The 15,811-nt window shown below is 70.5% G+C and carries 21 protein-coding genes; 12 read left to right on the top strand and 9 right to left on the bottom strand.

What is annotated here, in order from left to right:
• Positions 1-5: 5 nt before the first annotated feature.
• Genes ACZ6QQ_RS02365 through ACZ6QQ_RS02335 form a run of 7 tightly spaced genes read left to right on the top strand, consistent with a single transcriptional unit; the run spans position 6 to position 4,504 of the window.
• The gene (locus tag ACZ6QQ_RS02365; protein ID WP_465873789.1) at positions 6-911 is read left to right on the top strand and encodes a type II secretion system F family protein; all 906 of its coding nucleotides are present in this window, start codon (positions 6-8) and stop codon (positions 909-911) included.
• Positions 911-1,777 carry a type II secretion system F family protein gene (locus tag ACZ6QQ_RS02360; RefSeq protein WP_465873788.1) on the top strand — a complete coding sequence of 289 codons (867 nt, stop codon included), beginning with the start codon at positions 911-913 and terminating at the stop codon, positions 1,775-1,777. The genes ACZ6QQ_RS02365 and ACZ6QQ_RS02360 overlap by 1 nt, the downstream gene beginning before the upstream one ends.
• Before the next feature lie 27 nt (positions 1,778-1,804).
• Positions 1,805-1,996 (top strand): hypothetical protein, encoded by a 192-nt coding sequence (locus ACZ6QQ_RS02355; RefSeq protein ID WP_465873636.1) that lies wholly within the window; start codon positions 1,805-1,807, stop codon positions 1,994-1,996.
• Positions 1,997-2,003: 7 nt separating this feature from the next.
• Positions 2,004-2,474, top strand: coding sequence for a TadE/TadG family type IV pilus assembly protein (locus ACZ6QQ_RS02350; protein WP_465873634.1), 471 nt, complete (start codon positions 2,004-2,006; stop codon positions 2,472-2,474).
• A gap of 2 nt (positions 2,475-2,476) precedes the next feature.
• Complete coding sequence (locus tag ACZ6QQ_RS02345; protein ID WP_465873633.1) at positions 2,477-2,959, top strand: TadE/TadG family type IV pilus assembly protein; 483 nt, start codon at positions 2,477-2,479, stop codon at positions 2,957-2,959.
• Positions 2,956-3,381: a pilus assembly protein TadG-related protein gene (locus tag ACZ6QQ_RS02340; RefSeq protein ID WP_465873631.1), complete on the top strand. Its 426-nt coding sequence runs from the start codon at positions 2,956-2,958 to the stop codon at positions 3,379-3,381. The genes ACZ6QQ_RS02345 and ACZ6QQ_RS02340 overlap by 4 nt, the downstream gene beginning before the upstream one ends.
• Before the next feature lie 16 nt (positions 3,382-3,397).
• Positions 3,398-4,504: a LysM peptidoglycan-binding domain-containing protein gene (locus ACZ6QQ_RS02335; RefSeq protein ID WP_465873630.1), complete on the top strand. Its 1,107-nt coding sequence runs from the start codon at positions 3,398-3,400 to the stop codon at positions 4,502-4,504.
• 51 nt (positions 4,505-4,555) lie between these two features.
• On the opposite strand, the gene ACZ6QQ_RS02330 is transcribed toward ACZ6QQ_RS02335, so the two are convergent.
• Positions 4,556-5,407: a Rieske (2Fe-2S) protein gene (locus ACZ6QQ_RS02330; protein ID WP_465873628.1), complete on the bottom strand. Its 852-nt coding sequence runs from the start codon at positions 5,405-5,407 to the stop codon at positions 4,556-4,558.
• A gap of 119 nt (positions 5,408-5,526) precedes the next feature.
• Here ACZ6QQ_RS02330 and ACZ6QQ_RS02325 point away from each other — a divergent pair, with 119 nt between their 5' ends.
• Positions 5,527-6,567, top strand: a complete 1,041-nt coding sequence (locus ACZ6QQ_RS02325; RefSeq protein ID WP_465873627.1) for an NAD-dependent epimerase/dehydratase family protein — start codon at positions 5,527-5,529, stop codon at positions 6,565-6,567.
• 42 nt (positions 6,568-6,609) lie between these two features.
• On the opposite strand, the gene ACZ6QQ_RS02320 is transcribed toward ACZ6QQ_RS02325, so the two are convergent.
• The gene (locus ACZ6QQ_RS02320; protein WP_465873625.1) at positions 6,610-7,053 is read right to left on the bottom strand and encodes a hypothetical protein; all 444 of its coding nucleotides are present in this window, start codon (positions 7,051-7,053) and stop codon (positions 6,610-6,612) included.
• 142 nt (positions 7,054-7,195) lie between these two features.
• Positions 7,196-7,348 (bottom strand): hypothetical protein, encoded by a 153-nt coding sequence (locus tag ACZ6QQ_RS02315; RefSeq protein ID WP_465873623.1) that lies wholly within the window; start codon positions 7,346-7,348, stop codon positions 7,196-7,198.
• Positions 7,349-7,350: 2 nt separating this feature from the next.
• Here ACZ6QQ_RS02315 and ACZ6QQ_RS02310 point away from each other — a divergent pair, with 2 nt between their 5' ends.
• On the top strand, positions 7,351-7,788 hold the full coding sequence (locus tag ACZ6QQ_RS02310; RefSeq protein WP_465873621.1) for an SUKH-4 family immunity protein: 438 nt from the start codon (positions 7,351-7,353) through the stop codon (positions 7,786-7,788).
• On the opposite strand, the gene ACZ6QQ_RS02305 is transcribed toward ACZ6QQ_RS02310, so the two are convergent.
• Positions 7,776-8,417 carry a CGNR zinc finger domain-containing protein gene (locus ACZ6QQ_RS02305; RefSeq protein WP_465873620.1) on the bottom strand — a complete coding sequence of 214 codons (642 nt, stop codon included), beginning with the start codon at positions 8,415-8,417 and terminating at the stop codon, positions 7,776-7,778. The two genes, ACZ6QQ_RS02310 and ACZ6QQ_RS02305, sit on opposite strands and share 13 nt — an antisense overlap.
• A 102-nt stretch (positions 8,418-8,519) precedes the next feature.
• Between ACZ6QQ_RS02305 and ACZ6QQ_RS02300 the strand changes: the two genes are divergently transcribed.
• Positions 8,520-9,410 (top strand): NAD(P)-dependent oxidoreductase, encoded by an 891-nt coding sequence (locus tag ACZ6QQ_RS02300; RefSeq protein WP_465873619.1) that lies wholly within the window; start codon positions 8,520-8,522, stop codon positions 9,408-9,410.
• Between the two features lie 97 nt (positions 9,411-9,507).
• Here ACZ6QQ_RS02300 and ACZ6QQ_RS02295 read toward each other — a convergent pair whose 3' ends face one another.
• Positions 9,508-9,894, bottom strand: a complete 387-nt coding sequence (locus ACZ6QQ_RS02295) for a DUF4259 domain-containing protein (protein ID WP_465873617.1) — start codon at positions 9,892-9,894, stop codon at positions 9,508-9,510.
• A 170-nt stretch (positions 9,895-10,064) separates the two neighbouring features.
• Between ACZ6QQ_RS02295 and ACZ6QQ_RS02290 the strand changes: the two genes are divergently transcribed.
• Positions 10,065-10,853, top strand: coding sequence for a crotonase/enoyl-CoA hydratase family protein (locus ACZ6QQ_RS02290; RefSeq protein ID WP_465873616.1), 789 nt, complete (start codon positions 10,065-10,067; stop codon positions 10,851-10,853).
• Between the two features lie 73 nt (positions 10,854-10,926).
• Here the strand turns inward: ACZ6QQ_RS02290 and ACZ6QQ_RS02285 are convergent, their stop codons facing one another.
• Positions 10,927-12,024, bottom strand: a complete 1,098-nt coding sequence (locus ACZ6QQ_RS02285) for a DUF1996 domain-containing protein (protein ID WP_465873614.1) — start codon at positions 12,022-12,024, stop codon at positions 10,927-10,929.
• Positions 12,025-12,345: 321 nt separating this feature from the next.
• Between ACZ6QQ_RS02285 and ACZ6QQ_RS02280 the strand changes: the two genes are divergently transcribed.
• A complete protein-coding gene (locus ACZ6QQ_RS02280) occupies positions 12,346-12,624 on the top strand; it encodes a hypothetical protein (protein WP_465873612.1) in 279 nt (92 codons plus the stop codon).
• 104 nt (positions 12,625-12,728) lie between these two features.
• Here the strand turns inward: ACZ6QQ_RS02280 and ACZ6QQ_RS02275 are convergent, their stop codons facing one another.
• The 3 genes from ACZ6QQ_RS02275 to ACZ6QQ_RS02265 form a co-directional block, all read right to left on the bottom strand.
• Positions 12,729-13,220, bottom strand: coding sequence for a type II toxin-antitoxin system PemK/MazF family toxin (locus ACZ6QQ_RS02275; protein ID WP_465873611.1), 492 nt, complete (start codon positions 13,218-13,220; stop codon positions 12,729-12,731).
• Between the two features lie 185 nt (positions 13,221-13,405).
• Positions 13,406-14,068, bottom strand: a complete 663-nt coding sequence (locus ACZ6QQ_RS02270; RefSeq protein WP_465873609.1) for a response regulator transcription factor — start codon at positions 14,066-14,068, stop codon at positions 13,406-13,408.
• Positions 14,046-15,524 (bottom strand): sensor histidine kinase, encoded by a 1,479-nt coding sequence (locus ACZ6QQ_RS02265; protein ID WP_465873607.1) that lies wholly within the window; start codon positions 15,522-15,524, stop codon positions 14,046-14,048. The genes ACZ6QQ_RS02270 and ACZ6QQ_RS02265 overlap by 23 nt, the downstream gene beginning before the upstream one ends.
• Positions 15,525-15,811: the final 287 nt, after the last annotated feature.

The raw sequence follows: 15,811 nt of genomic DNA, 5'->3' as shown, positions 1-15,811 counted from the left end.
TGGTGATCCCGCTCGGCAACCTCGAACTGATCGCGGTGCTGGCCGGGGTGGCCTGCGCGGGCGGGCTGGTCCTGCTGGTCGTGGCACTGGTCGGCACCACCAAGCCGGTCCGGCCGTCGGGCGGCTCCGACCAGTGGCTGCGCCGCATCTGGCAGGGTTCCGGCACCAGCCGCTCGGAGCACCGACGGCACCAGGCACTGCTCGGCGTCGCGGCGCTGGTCGGCGTACTGGCCTTCCTGCTCACCGGGTTGCCGGTGATCGGTCTGCTGACCGCGCTGGCGGTGGTGGGAATACCGTGGCTGTTCAACGCGGGCAAGGCCGAGCGACGGGTGATCGGCCGGATCGAGGCGGTCGGTGAGTGGACCCGCCGGCTCAAGGACATGTCCAGCACCGGGCAGGGACTCCAGCAGGCGATCACCGCCACCGTCGCCACCGCGCCACCGGAGATCGAGGAGGAGGTGCGGCTGCTCGCCGCCCGGCTCCAGGCCGGCTGGCTGGGCCGCCCCGCGCTGCTGGCCTTCGCCGACGAGATCGGTGACCCGGTCGGCGACCAGGTGGTGGCCGCGTTGATCCTGCACCTCTCCGATCGTGGCGAACGGTTGGGTGACGTACTCGGCTCGATCGCGTCGGCGGCGGCGGCCGAGGTGGCCACCCGGCGGGAGGTGGAGGCGAAACGCTCCCAGCCCCGGTTCGCGGTCCGGTTCCTGAGCGGGATGACCCTGGCGGTCCTGGCGTACGGGCTGATCAACCCCGCCTACATGCGCCCGTACGGCTCCCCGGCCGGGCAGATCGTGATGATCATCCTTGGTGCGGCGTTCATCGGGCTGCTGGCCTGGGTCCGGTCGATGAGCCAGCCGCCCCGCCCGGCCCGCTTCCTCGCCACGCCGCCGCAGGGCGAGGTGTTGGCGTGATCCTCAACTGGCAGCTCACCATCGCCGTGACCGGCGGCGCGGCCGTCGGCCTGGGCGTGTTCCTGTTCATCCGGGAGGCGATGCCGGCCACCCCGGCACTCGGACCGGCACTACGCCGGCTGCACCAACCGGCCGCACCGTCGTCGCGGCCGGGCGGCCGGGCCGACGCGGAATGGCTCAGCGGCGTCGCCCGGTGGCTGCGACCGCCAACCCGTGACCTGGCACTACTGGGCCGCACACCCGAGCAGTACGCCCTGTCGATCGTCCTCTCCGTACTGATCGGCCTGCTGATTCCGACGTCGGCCGGGGTGCTTCTCGCGGTCGCGGGCATCACCCCGCCGGTGGTGATTCCGGTGCTGGCGGCAGTGGTGCTGGCTGCCCTGATGGCGTACATCGCGCACCTCGATGTGCTGAGCAAGGCAAAGAATGCCCGGCGCGAGTTCAGCCGGGCGGTCTGCACCTACCTGGACCTCGTCGCGCTGCAACTCTCCGCCGCGCACGGACCGGTGCAGGCGCTGGAACAGGCCGCCGCGGTCTGCGACGGCTGGGTCTTCGACCGGATCCGGGAGGCCCTGCGGCTGGCCCAGTTGCAGATGCACTCGCCGTGGGACGAGATCCGGGACCTCGCCGACGAGATCGGGGTGCCGGAACTCGGTGATGTCGGGGCCATCATGCAGTCCTCCGGATCCGACGGGGCGCAGGTACACGAAACACTCCGCCAGCGGGCCGACTCGCTGCGCGATCAGATCCGCACCGACGAGCTGGCCCGCGCCGAGACGGTGACCAGCCGTCTCGACATTCCCGGTGCACTGCTCGTCTTCGTCCTCATCGGCTTCATCCTCTACCCCTTCGTCGCCCGAATCTGAATCCGGAATTTGCAGGAAGGAAGAGCAATGGTCCTCTACGCGTACGCGCTCGTAAGCAATCGGTTGGCGGAGCTGCGCAAGCACGCCGACCGGGGCGACGGGCCGGTCCCCACCGCCGTCATCATCGTCGGGCTGGCACTCCTCGCGGTCACCCTCATCGGACTGGCCACCACGATGGTCGAAGGCTGGATGGGCAAGCTTCCCGCGGCACCCAAGTAGTAGACCGATGCCCCGACGTCAGCCCAGGCTTGCGCTCCCCACCCTCGCGACGGTGGGGAGCGCCAGCATGGGCTGTGCAGGTGACCGCAGGGCGGAGGAGCGCTCCGAACGGGGTGCCACTCCCGTCGAGTTGGCGATCCTGTTCCCGTTGATCTTCATCCTGCTGATGATGTCGATCCAGGCCGGCGTGTACTTCCTCGCGCGGGCGGTGGCACTCAACGCGGCACAGATCGGCGTCAATTCCACCCGTACGCTCGCCGGCGACTCCGAAGCGGGTGCCGAGGCGAAGGCGTGGGCCTACATCAACGCCGCTCCGGACTGGCTCGTCGTCACCAGCGTCAACGTCGACCGGAACGAGGCCACCGGCGTGGCCACGGCCACCGTGCAGGGAACCGTCCTGCAGGTGATGCCCGGGATCAACCTCACGGTCCGGCAGAACGCGCGCGGGCCGATCGAGCGCTTCACGCCGGGAGGATGAGGATGGGCGTACGGGTGACGAGGCGCCGGCGGGAACGCGGGTCGGTCTCGGTCGAGGTGGCGATTCTCGCCCCGGTCTTCGTGCTTCTCTTCGGGATGGCGGTGGTGGCCGGTCGACAGGCGGTCGCCGAGAACGCGGTCTCGGCGGCAGCGCACGACGCGGCCCGTGCCAGCAGCATCTCCCGGACGGCGGCGCAGGCCCGGGCAGCGGGCGGCACGGCGGTGACCCAACGCCTGGCCGAGCAGGGACTGAGCTGCGAACCGGCCGCCGCCGTCACCCTCTCCGGTACGTCGGCGGTGAGCGGCGGCACCAACTGGACCCTGCAACAGGCCTTCGCGCGTCCGATCGGCGACCAGGTCTTCATCGTCGCCGAGGTCACCTGCACGGTGTCGTACAAGGACCTGGCCGGGTTGGGGTTACCGGCGACCAAACCCGTGAAGGCGCGTTTCGTATCACCGCTGGACCGCTACCGGAGCCGGGGATGAACGGGCGGCCGGACCGAGACGCCGGTCGGGTCAGCGTCTTCCTCGCGATCGCCATGCTGGCGATCTTCACGATCATCGGCCTGTCGTACGACGGCACCCGGCACCTGATGGCGATGCAGCGCGCCCACAACCTCGCCGCCGAAGCGGCCCGTACCGGCGGCCAGGCGATCGACCTGGGGGCGGCGATCGACGGGGGGCCGAAACGGCTCGACGTGAACGCCGCCATCGCCGCCGTCAACAGCTACCGGACCGCCGCCGGGGTGACCGGTCCGCCGCCGGTCATCCAGGGAGAGCCGCCGAACCAGACGATCACCGTCACGATCCGGTTCACCTACCAGCCGATCATGCTCAGCGCTGTCGGCGTCGGCGCAATACAGATCGAGGGCACTGCCACCGCCCGGCCGCTCACCGAACAACCGTAGATAGGGAGGCGACGTCATGCCCGCAGCGCGCGTATCGGCGGCCCGGCGTACCGGGCAGTTCCTCACCGGTCTCTGCTCGCTCCTCATCCTGGTCGGACTGATAGCCGGGGCGCCGATCGCGCTGCTGGCCTTCGCCGGCAACCCACTGCCGGACCACGTACCGAGCCTCGCGGAAGTCGGTAACACGCTGACCAGCCGCGATGACGGGCAACTGTTCCTGCGGGCGCTGGCGATCGTCGGTTGGCTCGGCTGGGCGACGTTCGCGCTCTCCGTACTCGTGGAGTTGCCGGCCCGGATCCTGCGCCGGCCGGCGGTCCGACTGCCCGGTATGCGCCGTCAGCAGCGGGCGGCGGCGGCCCTGATCGGCGCGGTGGCGCTGATTCTGGTCACCAGCCCGGCGGCGACCGCGGCCACCTCGGTGGCCGCCGGCACGGTCGCCGCCGCGCCCCACACACCGGCCGCCCGACCGGCCCTGGCCATCGCCGCCCCGACCTCGGCAAACCCCACCGAGTACGCCCCGACCGCCTGGGCGGCGGCCCCCTACGGCCGGACGGCCGCGGCGGCCGCTCCGGTGGCCGCCACCGCCCCGGGGACCCTGGCCGCGCCGAACGCACCCGCCGAGGAACCGGCCCCGGTCTACCGGGTCGAGGACGGCGACTACCTCGGTACGATCGCCGACCGCTATCTCGGTGACTTCGAGCGCTACCAGGACCTGGCCCGGCTCAACGAGATCCGCAACCCGGACCGGATCAAGCCCGGCCAACTGCTGCACCTGCCCCCGGACGCAGCCGACCAGGGCGTACGCAAGCACGCCACCGGCCTGGTGGCGATACCGCCGCCAGCGAACGCACCGGCCGAACCGCCGACGAACGGGTGGCCGGCACCGGAGAAGCCGCCCGCGCCGCAGTCACCGCGCAAGTCGGGTGAGGTCAGCACGTACGCGGTCGGCGCGTCCCGGGCCAGTGAGCTGAACAACCTGAACCGGCCGCTGGCGGTCAGTGCGGTGATCGCGGTGGCGAGCATCATCGGCGCCCAGATCGGAGCGGTGCTCGGCTTGCGACGGCGACCGGCGAGCGGCACCTTCACCGACGCCATCGACGGCGGTCGCCACCGGCGCAACTGATCGCCTCGACCGGCGCACCTGATTGAGGAGAGCTGGCACGACCGGAGCTGGTCAGGGCATCCGGATTTCCAGCACCCCGCTCATGATCCGGGTGGGCAGGGTCTGCTGGTCGGTGGCGGCCGGGCCGTGCACCACCTCGCCGTTGTCCAGCCGGAACGTGCTGCCGTGCCACGGGCAGACCACGCACGCCTGCCCGTCGACCTTGGTCACGTCACCGGCGCCGAGCGGGCCACCCTGGTGGGCGCAGTGTTCGAGCATCGCGGTGACCTTCTCGCCGTCCCGGTAGACCAGCACCGGAACGTCGTTGATCTTCCGGGTCACCAGGCTCGCCTCGGGCAGGGCGGCCAGGTCGGCGACCGGGTGCCAGCCCTCGTCGATCCGGTGCAGGTCGGATGCGGCCTGGTTCACCCCGGCGCCCATCTTGTACGACAGATGCCCGCCGAGGAACGCGCCCCCGCTCGCCGCCGACAGCCCGGCCCAACCGAGGATGCGACCGATGCCGTGGTGGCCGCTGAGCCGGGCGCCGAGCGAACCGCCGTAGAGCGCCAGTCCGACCGCGTTGGCCACGGCGTGGACCATGCCGACCCGGCGTTGCGACTGGCTGAGCGAGGCCCAGTCGTTCCAGCCGGCGACAACCGCCGGCAGCGCACCGAAGGTGCCGACCGCGACCAGCGCCGTCGAGGCTTTTCGCTGGTTGGGCAGCAGGTCGAGGATCGCGCTGGCGGTCCAGGCACCGACCGGCACCTGCACCAGCACCGGGTGGAGCGGGTGGCCCAGCCAGACCCCGTGGAGGACGTCCCGCATCCACCGCCGGGGCAGCGCGGACCAGATCACCCGCTGGATCTGGTCTCCCACCCGGTCCAGTTGGGCAGCCTGTTCGAGTTTCGTCAGCACCGCTCGCATCCGCGTCGCTTTCCCCGCCGCTCCACCGGCAAACCGGCTGGTCCGACGGGGGTCCGTCCGGTTTCGCGAGGGGTACGCCGGACCGGGCATGACCGGGCGGCGGTCGGGTAGAGGTTGACATGCGGATCGCCATCACGGGAGCCACCGGCAACGTCGGAACCGCGCTGCTGCGCCGGTTGACCGGCGAATCGGACATCGAGCTGGTCGGCATCGCCCGACGGCCACCACCGGCGGAGGGCGGTGGCCCGTACGACAGGGTGCAGTGGCACGCGCTCGACCTCGGCGATCCGGACAACGTTCCCCGGTTGACCGACATCCTGCACGGGGTCGACGCGGTGGTGCACCTGGCCTGGCAGATCCAGCCCAGCCACCGTCGGGCGCTGCTGCGGCGTACCAACCTCACCGGCACCCGGCACCTGCTGCGGGCGATCGACGGGGCCGGGGTCCGGACCTTCGCGTACGCCTCGTCGATCGGCGCGTACGCCCAGGGCCCGAAGGACCGTCGGGTGACCGAGAGCTGGCCGGCGACCGGGATCGGCGGTTCGGGGTACAGCACGGACAAGGCGGCGGTCGAGGCGCTGCTCGACGGGGTGGAACACGACCACCCCGAGTTGCGGATCATTCGGTTGCGGCAGGCCCTGGTCTTCCAGCGGGACGCGGGCGCCCAGATCAAGCGGTACTTCATCGGCCGCATCCTGCCGGTCGGCTGGCTGCGCTCGGGGCGGCTGCCGGTCATCCCCCGGAACAAGCGGTTACGGGCTCAGGCGGTGCACGCCGACGACCTGGCCGAGGCGTACATGTTGGCGCTGCGCAGCGACCGGGCGGGCGCGTTCAACATCGCCGGCGAGCCGGTGCTCGACGGGCCGGTACTGGCCCAGGAGTTGGGCGGTCGGAGCATCCCGGTGCCGATCTTCCTGCTCCGGACGCTGGCCAAGGTGGCGTGGCGGCTGCGGGTGCTGCCCACCGAGCCCGGCTGGATCGACCTCACCGCCGGGGTGCCGCTGATGGACTGCTCGCGGGCGGAGCAGGAGTTGGGCTGGCACCCCCGGCACGACGCCCGAGAAGCGGTACGCGACGTCCTCGGCGGCATCGCCGTCGGCGCCGGCACCACCAGCACCGCCCTCCGCCCCGACCGCCACCCCCACCCTTCCGCGATCTAGGGCGAATACGTGCTGGTGGATCTTTGCTCGCCACCATTTGCCCTAGATCAACGACCGTGGGCCGGGGGGTGAGGTCAGGTCGTGTTCGTCGTTGGGGACGGGGCCGCCCAGTTCGCCGGTGTCGTACGGGTCGAGGACCTGACGTACGCGGCGGCCCCAGCGCTCGTGGGCGGCCTGGCGACTGATGCCGGCCGCACGTGCGATCAGCTCCCAGGTGACGCCCCAGCGCCGGAGGCCGATCAGGCTGCCCATCGGGTCGATGCCGGTCTTCAGCTCGATCCGGAACCGGAGGAGTTGGGCCGCTACTTCCCGTTGGGCCCCGACGGGACCATCCTGCTCGACCTGCCACTGTTCCGAGCCGGGTACGGGTCGACCGCCGAGCAGCAGGTCGGCCTGCTGGCTGGCCTCGTTGGCCGCCGCGTGTTCGGCGGCCTGGGCGGCCCGCGCCACGTCGACGGTCAGCGCGGCGTTCATCAACTGATCCACTACGTCAAGGTATCCCTGACGCAGCCGACTGTCCACTGTTTAGTCGTCGATCGACACCGGCGCGAGCGTGGAACGATGATCGAGGCCGGGGCCAGCACGCCAAATCGTCGGCGACGGACGGCTCCCGACCACGCCGCGCCAGTCAGCCCAGTCGCCACTTCTGATTGGGGGCACCGGTGCACTCCCAGATCTGCAACTCGGCCCGTACGTTCACCAGGTCGGCCGAGCTGTTGAGGGTGAACCTCTGCGACGCGCCGCCGCCGCAGTTCGCGAGTTGGACCCGTGCCCCGTTCACGCGTGATATCCGACGAGACGATCATCGCCATCCTGGCGCCGCTACGTCCGGTCACGTACGCGAAGGTGCCCGTCGAGGGGCGCTGGCAGCAGTCGCCGTTTCCCGAGCGGACGGTCGGCGATCGGCCGGTCACGGTGCTCTGCGACGACCCGGACGTGGCCGCACTGGTCGTGGATCGCGAGGACGGCACGGTCCTGTACGTCGCGAAGGACGAAGCACCGACGCTGGTGAACCGGTCACTGGACCAGCTGGTCGAGTCATCCCGGGTCTACTCCCGAGCCGCCCGCCAAGCCAGGAAGATCGACGAGGACGACGACGAGGCGCTGGAGGCGCTGGGCGTCGAGACGACCGACCACATCGGCCGGATCGATCCCGACGCCGTACGCGACGAGAACCAGGTCTGGGCGGTTGCCGCCGAGGAACTCGGCTACGGGCTCTGATCGGTCGCCGCACCGGTGCCGACGGCAGCGCCCGTGCTCGTGTTCTGCCGGCGGTAGGTGGCCTTCTTGCTCCGGTTGCCACAGGTGGACATCGAGCACCAGCGCCGGGTGCCGGCGGGCGAGTCGTCCAGGAAGACGCCCCGGCAGGTCGGCGCGGTGCAGCGGCGTACGCGACCCGCTGAGTTGCCGAGCGCGTCGACCGCGTCGCGGGCGATGTCGGCCAGCACCTGGTCGACCGAGGTCGCGCGGATCCGACTGTACGGCTGGCCCGACTCGGCCAGGACCAGTTGCGGTACGGCACCGGGCCGGCTCGCCCAGTCGTTGAGCAGCGCCACGTCGGCCCCGCTCGGCCGCTCGGCCGCACTCACCGCCCGGCCGATGGCGTAGATCGCCTCGCGCAGTTCCAGCGCGGGCACGAGGGTGACCGGCGGTGGGACGGTCGGGTCGGCGAGTTGCGCCTCGACCGCCCAGCGCAGCAGCGCGTCGACGCCGGTCAGCCGTTCCAGCGGGGTCGCCGATCCCCGGTCGCCGAGCGTCGCGCAGTACGCGAACGCGAGCCGGCCGTTGCCCCAGCGGAAGTTCGCCGAGTTACGCGGTCGGGGCCGATCACCACCCGTGGAGACACCCATGGAACCACCTTAGCTGGTTCCATGCGCTAACCTTCGTCCCGCCGGCCCGCCGGCACCCCCTGTCGGCCGGCCGGCATACGCACACCATCGCGAGTCAGGAGCGTGACCAGCATGATCATCGGATTTGTCGGACTTGGCGCCATGGGCAGCGTCATGGCCGGGAACCTGCTCGACGCCGGCCACAAGGTCCGGGTCTGGAACCGCTCCCCCGGCCCGGTCCGGGAGCTGACCGAGTGCGGCGCCACCGCCGCCGCCGACCTGGCCGAGGTCTTCACGGCGGAGATCGTCATCAGCATGCTGGCCAACGACACCGCCGTGATCGAGAACCTGCTCGACGACCGGCTGCTGGCCGCCGCACCCGAGGGCGCCGTGCACGTCAACATGGCCACCGTCAGCGCCGAACTGGCCGACCGCGCCGACCGGCAGCACCGTACGCACGGGCTGCACTACGTCGCCGCGCCGGTGCTCGGTCGGGTCGAGGTCGCCCGAGCCGGCAACCTGACCATTCTCGCCGCCGGGGACAGCGCCGCCATCGCGAAGGCGCAACCGCTGTTCGACGTACTCGGACGCCGGACCTGGACGGTCGGCGACCGGCCCGCGCACGCCAACCTGGTCAAGATCCTCGGGAACTACCTGATCGCCTGCTCGATCGAGGCGCTGGCCGAGGCGACCACCGTGGCGGAGGCGGCCGAACTGGACCCGACCCTCCTGGTCGACATCCTCACCGAGGGGCTGTTCACCGGCCCGGTATACCAGGGCTACGGGGCGATGATCGCCGCCCGGACCTACGAACCGGTCGCGTTCAGGCTCGCGCTCGGCCGCAAGGACGTCGAGCTGGCCCTGGACACCGCGCGGTCGCACCAGGTCCCGCTGGCCTTCGGCAGCGTGCTGCGCGACGTCTTCACCGAGGCCGTCGCCCACGGCCAGTCCGACCGGGACTGGGCCGCTGTCACCGAGACCACCCGCCGCCACGCCGGCCTCGACCAGCGCTGACTGCCAGCACCGAGCACCCGGCGCTGACTGCCGGCGCTGAGCGCCAGCACTGAGCGCCGGCGCTGACTGCCGGCCCGGCGGTCAACCCTGGTGGTGGTCAGCCCTCGTCGGTGCCGGCCTGCCGACGGGCCTCGGCGGCCAGCCGGTCGAAGGTGCCGACCAGGATCGCCCGCCGCTGCGACACGTAGTCGGCCGTCGGCTCCAGCCCGCCGATGGTGTCGTCCCAGACCGCCAGATAGCGCTGCTTCCAGTCGGCGATCGTCTGCTCCGACGGCAGTTCGACGCCCACGTACCGCTGCTCGGAGAGGAGACAGAGCAGCTCCAGGTTGCACGGTACGGCCACACCCCAGTACTCGTCCGGCTCCAGCTCGACCGGATCCCCGGCCATTGCCTCGGCCACCTCGGCGACCAGCCGACCGGTGACGATACCGAGATGGTCGGCGGCGGTGTCGCTGTCGAAGTTGCCCCTGCCCCAACTGCCCACCGGTTCTCCTCCACACTCGCCACGCCCGCCCCATACTGCCCGGTCCCGGCGACATTACTGGTTGCGTGGGTCCGCCACTGGTCCCGACCGTACAGCCCGGCAGGGGGCGCGACGTGGGCAGATCCGCGCGGCCGGTTCCGCGACCGGCGGGTCCGGGGCATCCTGGACCGATGGTCGTACGGGTGGAACGCAACGGTCCGGTGACAACGGTCGTCCTCGACCGGCCGGAACGACGCAACGCCGTCGACGGTCCCACCGCCCGAGCGCTCGCCGACGCCTTCCGGGCCTTCGACGCCGACCCGAAGGCCTCGGTGGCCGTACTCTGGGGTGCCGGCGGCACGTTCTGCTCCGGCGCCGACCTGAAGGCCATCGGAACACCCAGCGGCAACCGGGTCGAGCCGGACGGCGACGGCCCGATGGGGCCGACCCGGATGCGACTCGGCAAGCCGGTGCTCGCCGCCATCTCCGGGTACGCGGTCGCCGGAGGACTGGAACTGGCCCTCTGGTGCGATCTGCGGATCGCCGAGTCGGACGCGGTGCTCGGCGTCTTCTGCCGACGCTGGGGAGTGCCGCTGATCGACGGGGGAACCGTCCGGCTGCCCCGGCTGATCGGCGAGAGCAGGGCGATGGACCTGATCCTGACCGGGCGCGCCGTGCCCGCCGTCGAGGCGTACGAGATGGGGTTGGTCAACCGGCTGGCCCCGCCGGGCGGTGCGCGGGCGGCGGCGGAGAAACTGGCCGCGCAGCTCGCCGATTTTCCCCAGACCTGCCTGCGCAACGACCGGCAGGCACTGCTCGCGGGCGCCGGTCAGCCCGAGCCGGTCGCGCTCGCCACCGAACTCCGGTACGGCACCCATTCGCTCGCCGCCGACGCGGCTGCCGGTGCCGCCCGCTTCGCCGCCGGTGCCGGCCGTCACGGCGGGTACGCCCGAGAAGACGAGGGCGGCGGGTACGTCTGAACCACGACGGCGGCGGACGGTCGACCCCGATCGGGGAGGAACCGTACCGCCGCCGCCCTGTACGTGGGAAAGCCTAGAAATTACCGGCCGAGTTGCACTTCACGCCCTGGTCGAGGCAGTTGCGGACCCGTGCCGCCAACGCGTCGTCCTCCCACGCGTTGAAGAAGTCCGCGTGCATCGAGAACGAGGTGCCCGACGCCAGCGTGATGCCGTCGGTGTTGGCGCTGAGCGGGTACGAGATCACGAACGACACCGAGGGGATCGGCACCGGGTGGCTCTTCGGGCAGGCGCCGGTGTGGTCGCCGTTGGCCATGTGCGCCTTGTGGTCCGGGCTGTCCAGGTGCTTGCCGTCCCAGCAGTCGGGGAAGGTGATCTGGCGGACGATGTGCGCGGTCTTCGCGCAGACCGGGAAGGTCTTGTCCGCGCTCCGTCCGATCTCGCCGCCGATGCCGGCGCACCAGAAGCGGTTGCCCTGCTTGTCCGGGGTGTCGACCTGGTTCTTCGCGTCACCGACGATCATCCGCAGGCCGAACGGGAACGGCTGGGTCTTGCTCGGGTCCTTGAGGCGGGAACCGTAGTAGACGGTCACCTCGTCCGGGTCGACGACCTTGCCGTTCTGGTACATCGTCGGCACCCAGTAGGCGGAGTGGTCCTGAGGAGAGTTGCAGGTGGTGGCGGTGGCCGCCCGCAGCGACTCGGCGGTCGAGTTCGCGTTGGTCGACTTGTTGCCCCAGAACGTGTGGTTGTGCGAGGCACCGGCCAGCTTCGGCAGCACGATCGGGTCGTCGCTGTTGTGGTGGCTGACCGTACAACCGACGTTGAACTCGGGCACCTTGACCGGGTTGCCGGTGACCGGCTTCGGCTTGCGGGCGAAGAACGCCGCCGTCGCGGCGGCCTGCGCGGCCTGGTCGATGGCGACCCAACCACCCGAGTTGGTGGGCGGGGCGGTGCTGGTCGACGGAGAGGCCGACGTACCCGGTGCACCCGGGCTGGCGGAGGTGCCCGGTGCACCCGGGGTGGCCGAGGGGCCGCCCGGAGTGGAGGTCGCCGGAGTCGTGGGGCCGGTCGAGCCCATGCCGGCGTCGCCGGACGGGCCGCCGGCGCCGGGGGTTCCGGGCAGTTCCTTGCACCCGCCGGCGAGCGCCACGCTCAGCAGCAGCAGCGCGGTCACGGAACGACGTTGTCTGGGGGTGGGTCGCAAATTCATGTGGGGGGCACACCTTTCTTCCGAGAAGGAAGACTACGAGCGCACCCCTGTTCGCTTCGAGCCAGAACGATTATTTCTCCCTTAAATCTGGCTTAGCGAATGCCGGATCGGCTATCCGGAACGACCAACCTGTCGTACGAATCTCATTTCCCTGATTTTTTTCTAAAATCCGTAATCGACGTCCGGCAACCGAGTCGGACACTAACGTCGAGTTCTCGTAGCCGTCGTGGCCGGACCCGCAGGTCGGGGCGACATGCTCGTCTGGCCCTTCCGTAGCGGGACCACATGTTCGTGCTGGCCGTTGCCATCGGTCCAGGTCAGCTTCGCCCGAAACCGGCGGACACCGTGATAGCGCTTCTCCCGCGCGGCGAACTGCACCGGATTACGCGCGCCACCGTCGAGTCGGTCGAGTGGAAACTCGTCGTCGTCGACACCCGCCAGATCCACCACCCGCCCGTCGGTGTCCATGATGACCAGTCCGACGCGCAATGCCGATGCCGGTCCCCGGTTCCACACGACGAGGTTGTAGCCGACCTGCACCGGCTCGTGACCCTCACCCAATGACACTCTCGCGAATACCGCGTTCCAATGGAAGTACGCGGTCAGCCGCGCGGTCCGCACGTCCTCGCGCCGATGCCGATACGCGACGGACGGGACGGACGCCCGCGTCAGCGCCAGCCGTAGCCGGCCCGGAGCGCCTGACTGACCCGGTCGAACCGGGCCCGGTCGAGCACCGCCCCCTCACGGCGGATGCAGTCCTCGCGCATCGTGAGCACCCGGTCGAGGCGCAGGTAGCTCGGCCGGTTGTCACGGTCCCACTCGCCGGGGCCGAGGGCGAACCAGTTCCGCTGCCCGTGGCGCTCACTCTGGCTCGACAGCATCAGGCCGTACAGGGTCCGGCTCTTACGCCCGACAACCAGTACGGGACGGTCCTTGCCCTGCCGGGGGTCGTCCTCGTACGGCACCCAGGTCCAGACGATCTCGCCCGGATCGGCCTGCCCGTCCAACTCCGGCGCGTACGTCAGCTCCCGCCGTTGCAGGGCCGCGAGCTGCCGCCGTCGGGCAACCTGAGCGGGGGTGGGCTGGCCGGGAACCCGGACCGGTCCACGCCGGGCCATTCGGCCGACCTTCGCCGCCACGTCCCTCAAGAGATTCGCCACGCCGGCACCCTACTCCTGCGACGGAGCCGCCGGCACCGACGGCCGAGGGTGCGACGGCCACCTCGTGCCAGCCCTGCCAGTCTTCCCCCACCTCGAAGATCGCCACTCTTGTAGAGAAAGAGTGGCAATATCCCGCTGAATTCCCACTCTTTCTCTACAGGAGTGGCCCTTCGTTGGGGGAGGGGTCAGGTGGTGCGGAGGCGGTAGCCGAAGCCTCGGAGGGTTTCTATGACGTCTTCGCCTAGTTTCTTGCGGAGGGTGGAGACGTAGACGTTGACGAGGTTGGTGCTGGGGTCGAAGTCGTAGCCCCAGGCGTGGGCGAGCAACTGTTCCCGGCTGAGTACCCGGCCGGCGTGCCGGATCAGGGTTTCCAGCAGGGCGAACTCGCGGCCGGTCAGGGTCACGTCGCGGCCGTGCACGGTGACCCGGCGGGACCAGAGATCCAGGCGTACGGGGCCGGCGGTCAGCACCCGTGGCTCGTCCGAGCCGACGTCGCGCAGTCGGGCCCGGACCCGGGCCAGCAGTTCCTCGAACCGGAACGGCTTGGTCATGTAGTCGTCGGCGCCCGCGTCCAGGCAGTCGACGACGTCGTGCACCCGGGCCCGACCGGTGAGGATCAGCACCGGCAGCCGCCGACCTCGGGCGCGCAGTGACCGCAGCACCTCCAGGCCGCTGCGTACGGGCAGGCCGATGTCGAGGATGAGCAGGTTGAAGTCGTCGGTGCAGCCGTACTGTTCGGCCTGCTCGCCGTCGGCGACATGCACCGTCTGCCAGCCGTTGGCCGCCAGCCCCTTCTTCAGGAAGGACGCGATCTGCGGGTCGTCCTCAGCGATCAGAATCCTGGCCATGGTGCCAGCCCTCCCTTGTCTGCCGGGGTATCACCAGGGTGAACGTGGCGCCGGCGCCGGGCCGGCTGACGAGTTCGGCCCGTCCGCCGTGCGACTCGGCGATGGCGCGGACGATGGACAGACCCAGCCCGGAGCCGGGGTAACGTAGGTGCGCCTGGCTGCCCCGACGGAACCGGTCGAAGATGTGCGGCTGGTCGTCCAGGGGTACGCCGCAGCCGGTGTCGCGTACCCAGAGCCGGAACTCGGTGGCGGTGACGGCCGCGCCGAGGGCGACGGTCTCGGTGTCGTCGGTGTGCCGGACGGCGTTGTCGGCCAGGTTGATCACCGCTTCGGTGAGCCGGTGCCGGTCGGCGACCACGATGCCGGCGCCGAGGTCGTCGACGTGCCAGCGCCGGGGTGCGAGCGCGCTGAGTTTCACCGCCAGTTCCGCGACGAACAGCTCTACGTCGATCCGCTCGGGTTGGAGGAACTGCGGGTGGGCGACATCCGCCAGGAGTTGGAGGTCGCCGACGATGCGGCCCATGCGTTCCAGTTCGTCGGTGACGAGCGCGATGGTGGCACGCCATTCCGGACGGTCGGTGTCCTCCGGATCGAGCATGCTCAGATTGCCCATCGAGATGGTCAACGGCCCGCGCAGTTCGTGACTGGCGTCCAGGATGAATTCGCGTTCCCGGCGGAAGACCGCCTCCAGCCGGTCGAGCATGGCGTTGAAGGTGAGGGCCATCTCGGCCGCCTCACCCTGCCGTCCGACCGGGATGCGCCGGGTCAGGTCCGACTGCGAGATCAGTCGGGCCGTCTCGGTGAGTTGGCGTACGGGACCGAGCACCCGACCGGTGACCAGCCAGGCGCACCCGGAGGCGAGCACCAGCACGCCGAGCACCGCGCCGGCCCCGTACGTCTGTAGTTCGGCGATCTCCCGGCGCTGGCTCACCGGCAGGAGGGTGACCACGAACGCCCCGCTGCTGGCACCGACCCGGACCGGCAGGATCCCGTAGTAGGCGTCGCCCCGGCCGGTGTCGTACCGGTCCAGCGGCGGTCGACCGTCGTCGAGGCTGTACGAGCGCGCCGAGGTGGCGAAGGCGTGCATGGTGTCGTCGGGCAGCCGGTCGATCGGGAAGCGGCTCAGTGCGGCGTGGTGCAGCCGACCGTCGGCGAAGGCGAGCACCGCCTCCTCGTGACTCGGCACGTTACGCAGGAAGTAGACGTCGAAGACCCCCTGCACGGAGGTGAAGGCGGCACCCGTACGCGGATCCCGGCCGTTCGCGACGAGCCGGTTGATCTCCTGGAACTCCTGCTCCACCGCCTCGCTGATCCGGGTCTCCAGCCGGATCATCAGCACCTCGTGGATGGCGACCGTGCAGAGCCCGCCGGAGAGAATGATCAGCGCGATGTACGACAGCAGGATGCGCGTGTGGATGCTCCTGGCGACACGGGACCAGCCGGAGCGACCCAGCATCGAACAATCTCCTCCACGAAGCCATCCGGCGAGTACGGCGGGCACAACCGGCCCACCAGCACGTGTCGGCGCCCTCACGCATCGTACGTCCGAAGTAGAGGCATCGGGATTCATCGAATGGCTTGACCGACTCGGCGGGCGCTCGGACGCGAATAGCCGTTCCGACTAGCCGTTCTTACCTAAAATCCCGCCGTGGTTCATGTGTTGTTCAAGGTGCGTTCACCTCGAACTCGCGTACCGCTCATCGGGATACGCATGACGAGCCGCCCCCTCCGATGGTTTCGGAG

Source organism: Micromonospora sp. NPDC049529 (assembly GCF_055586685.1).
Note: the sequence above shows the minus strand (reverse complement) of the source record. Positions and strands in the feature narration are given on the sequence as shown.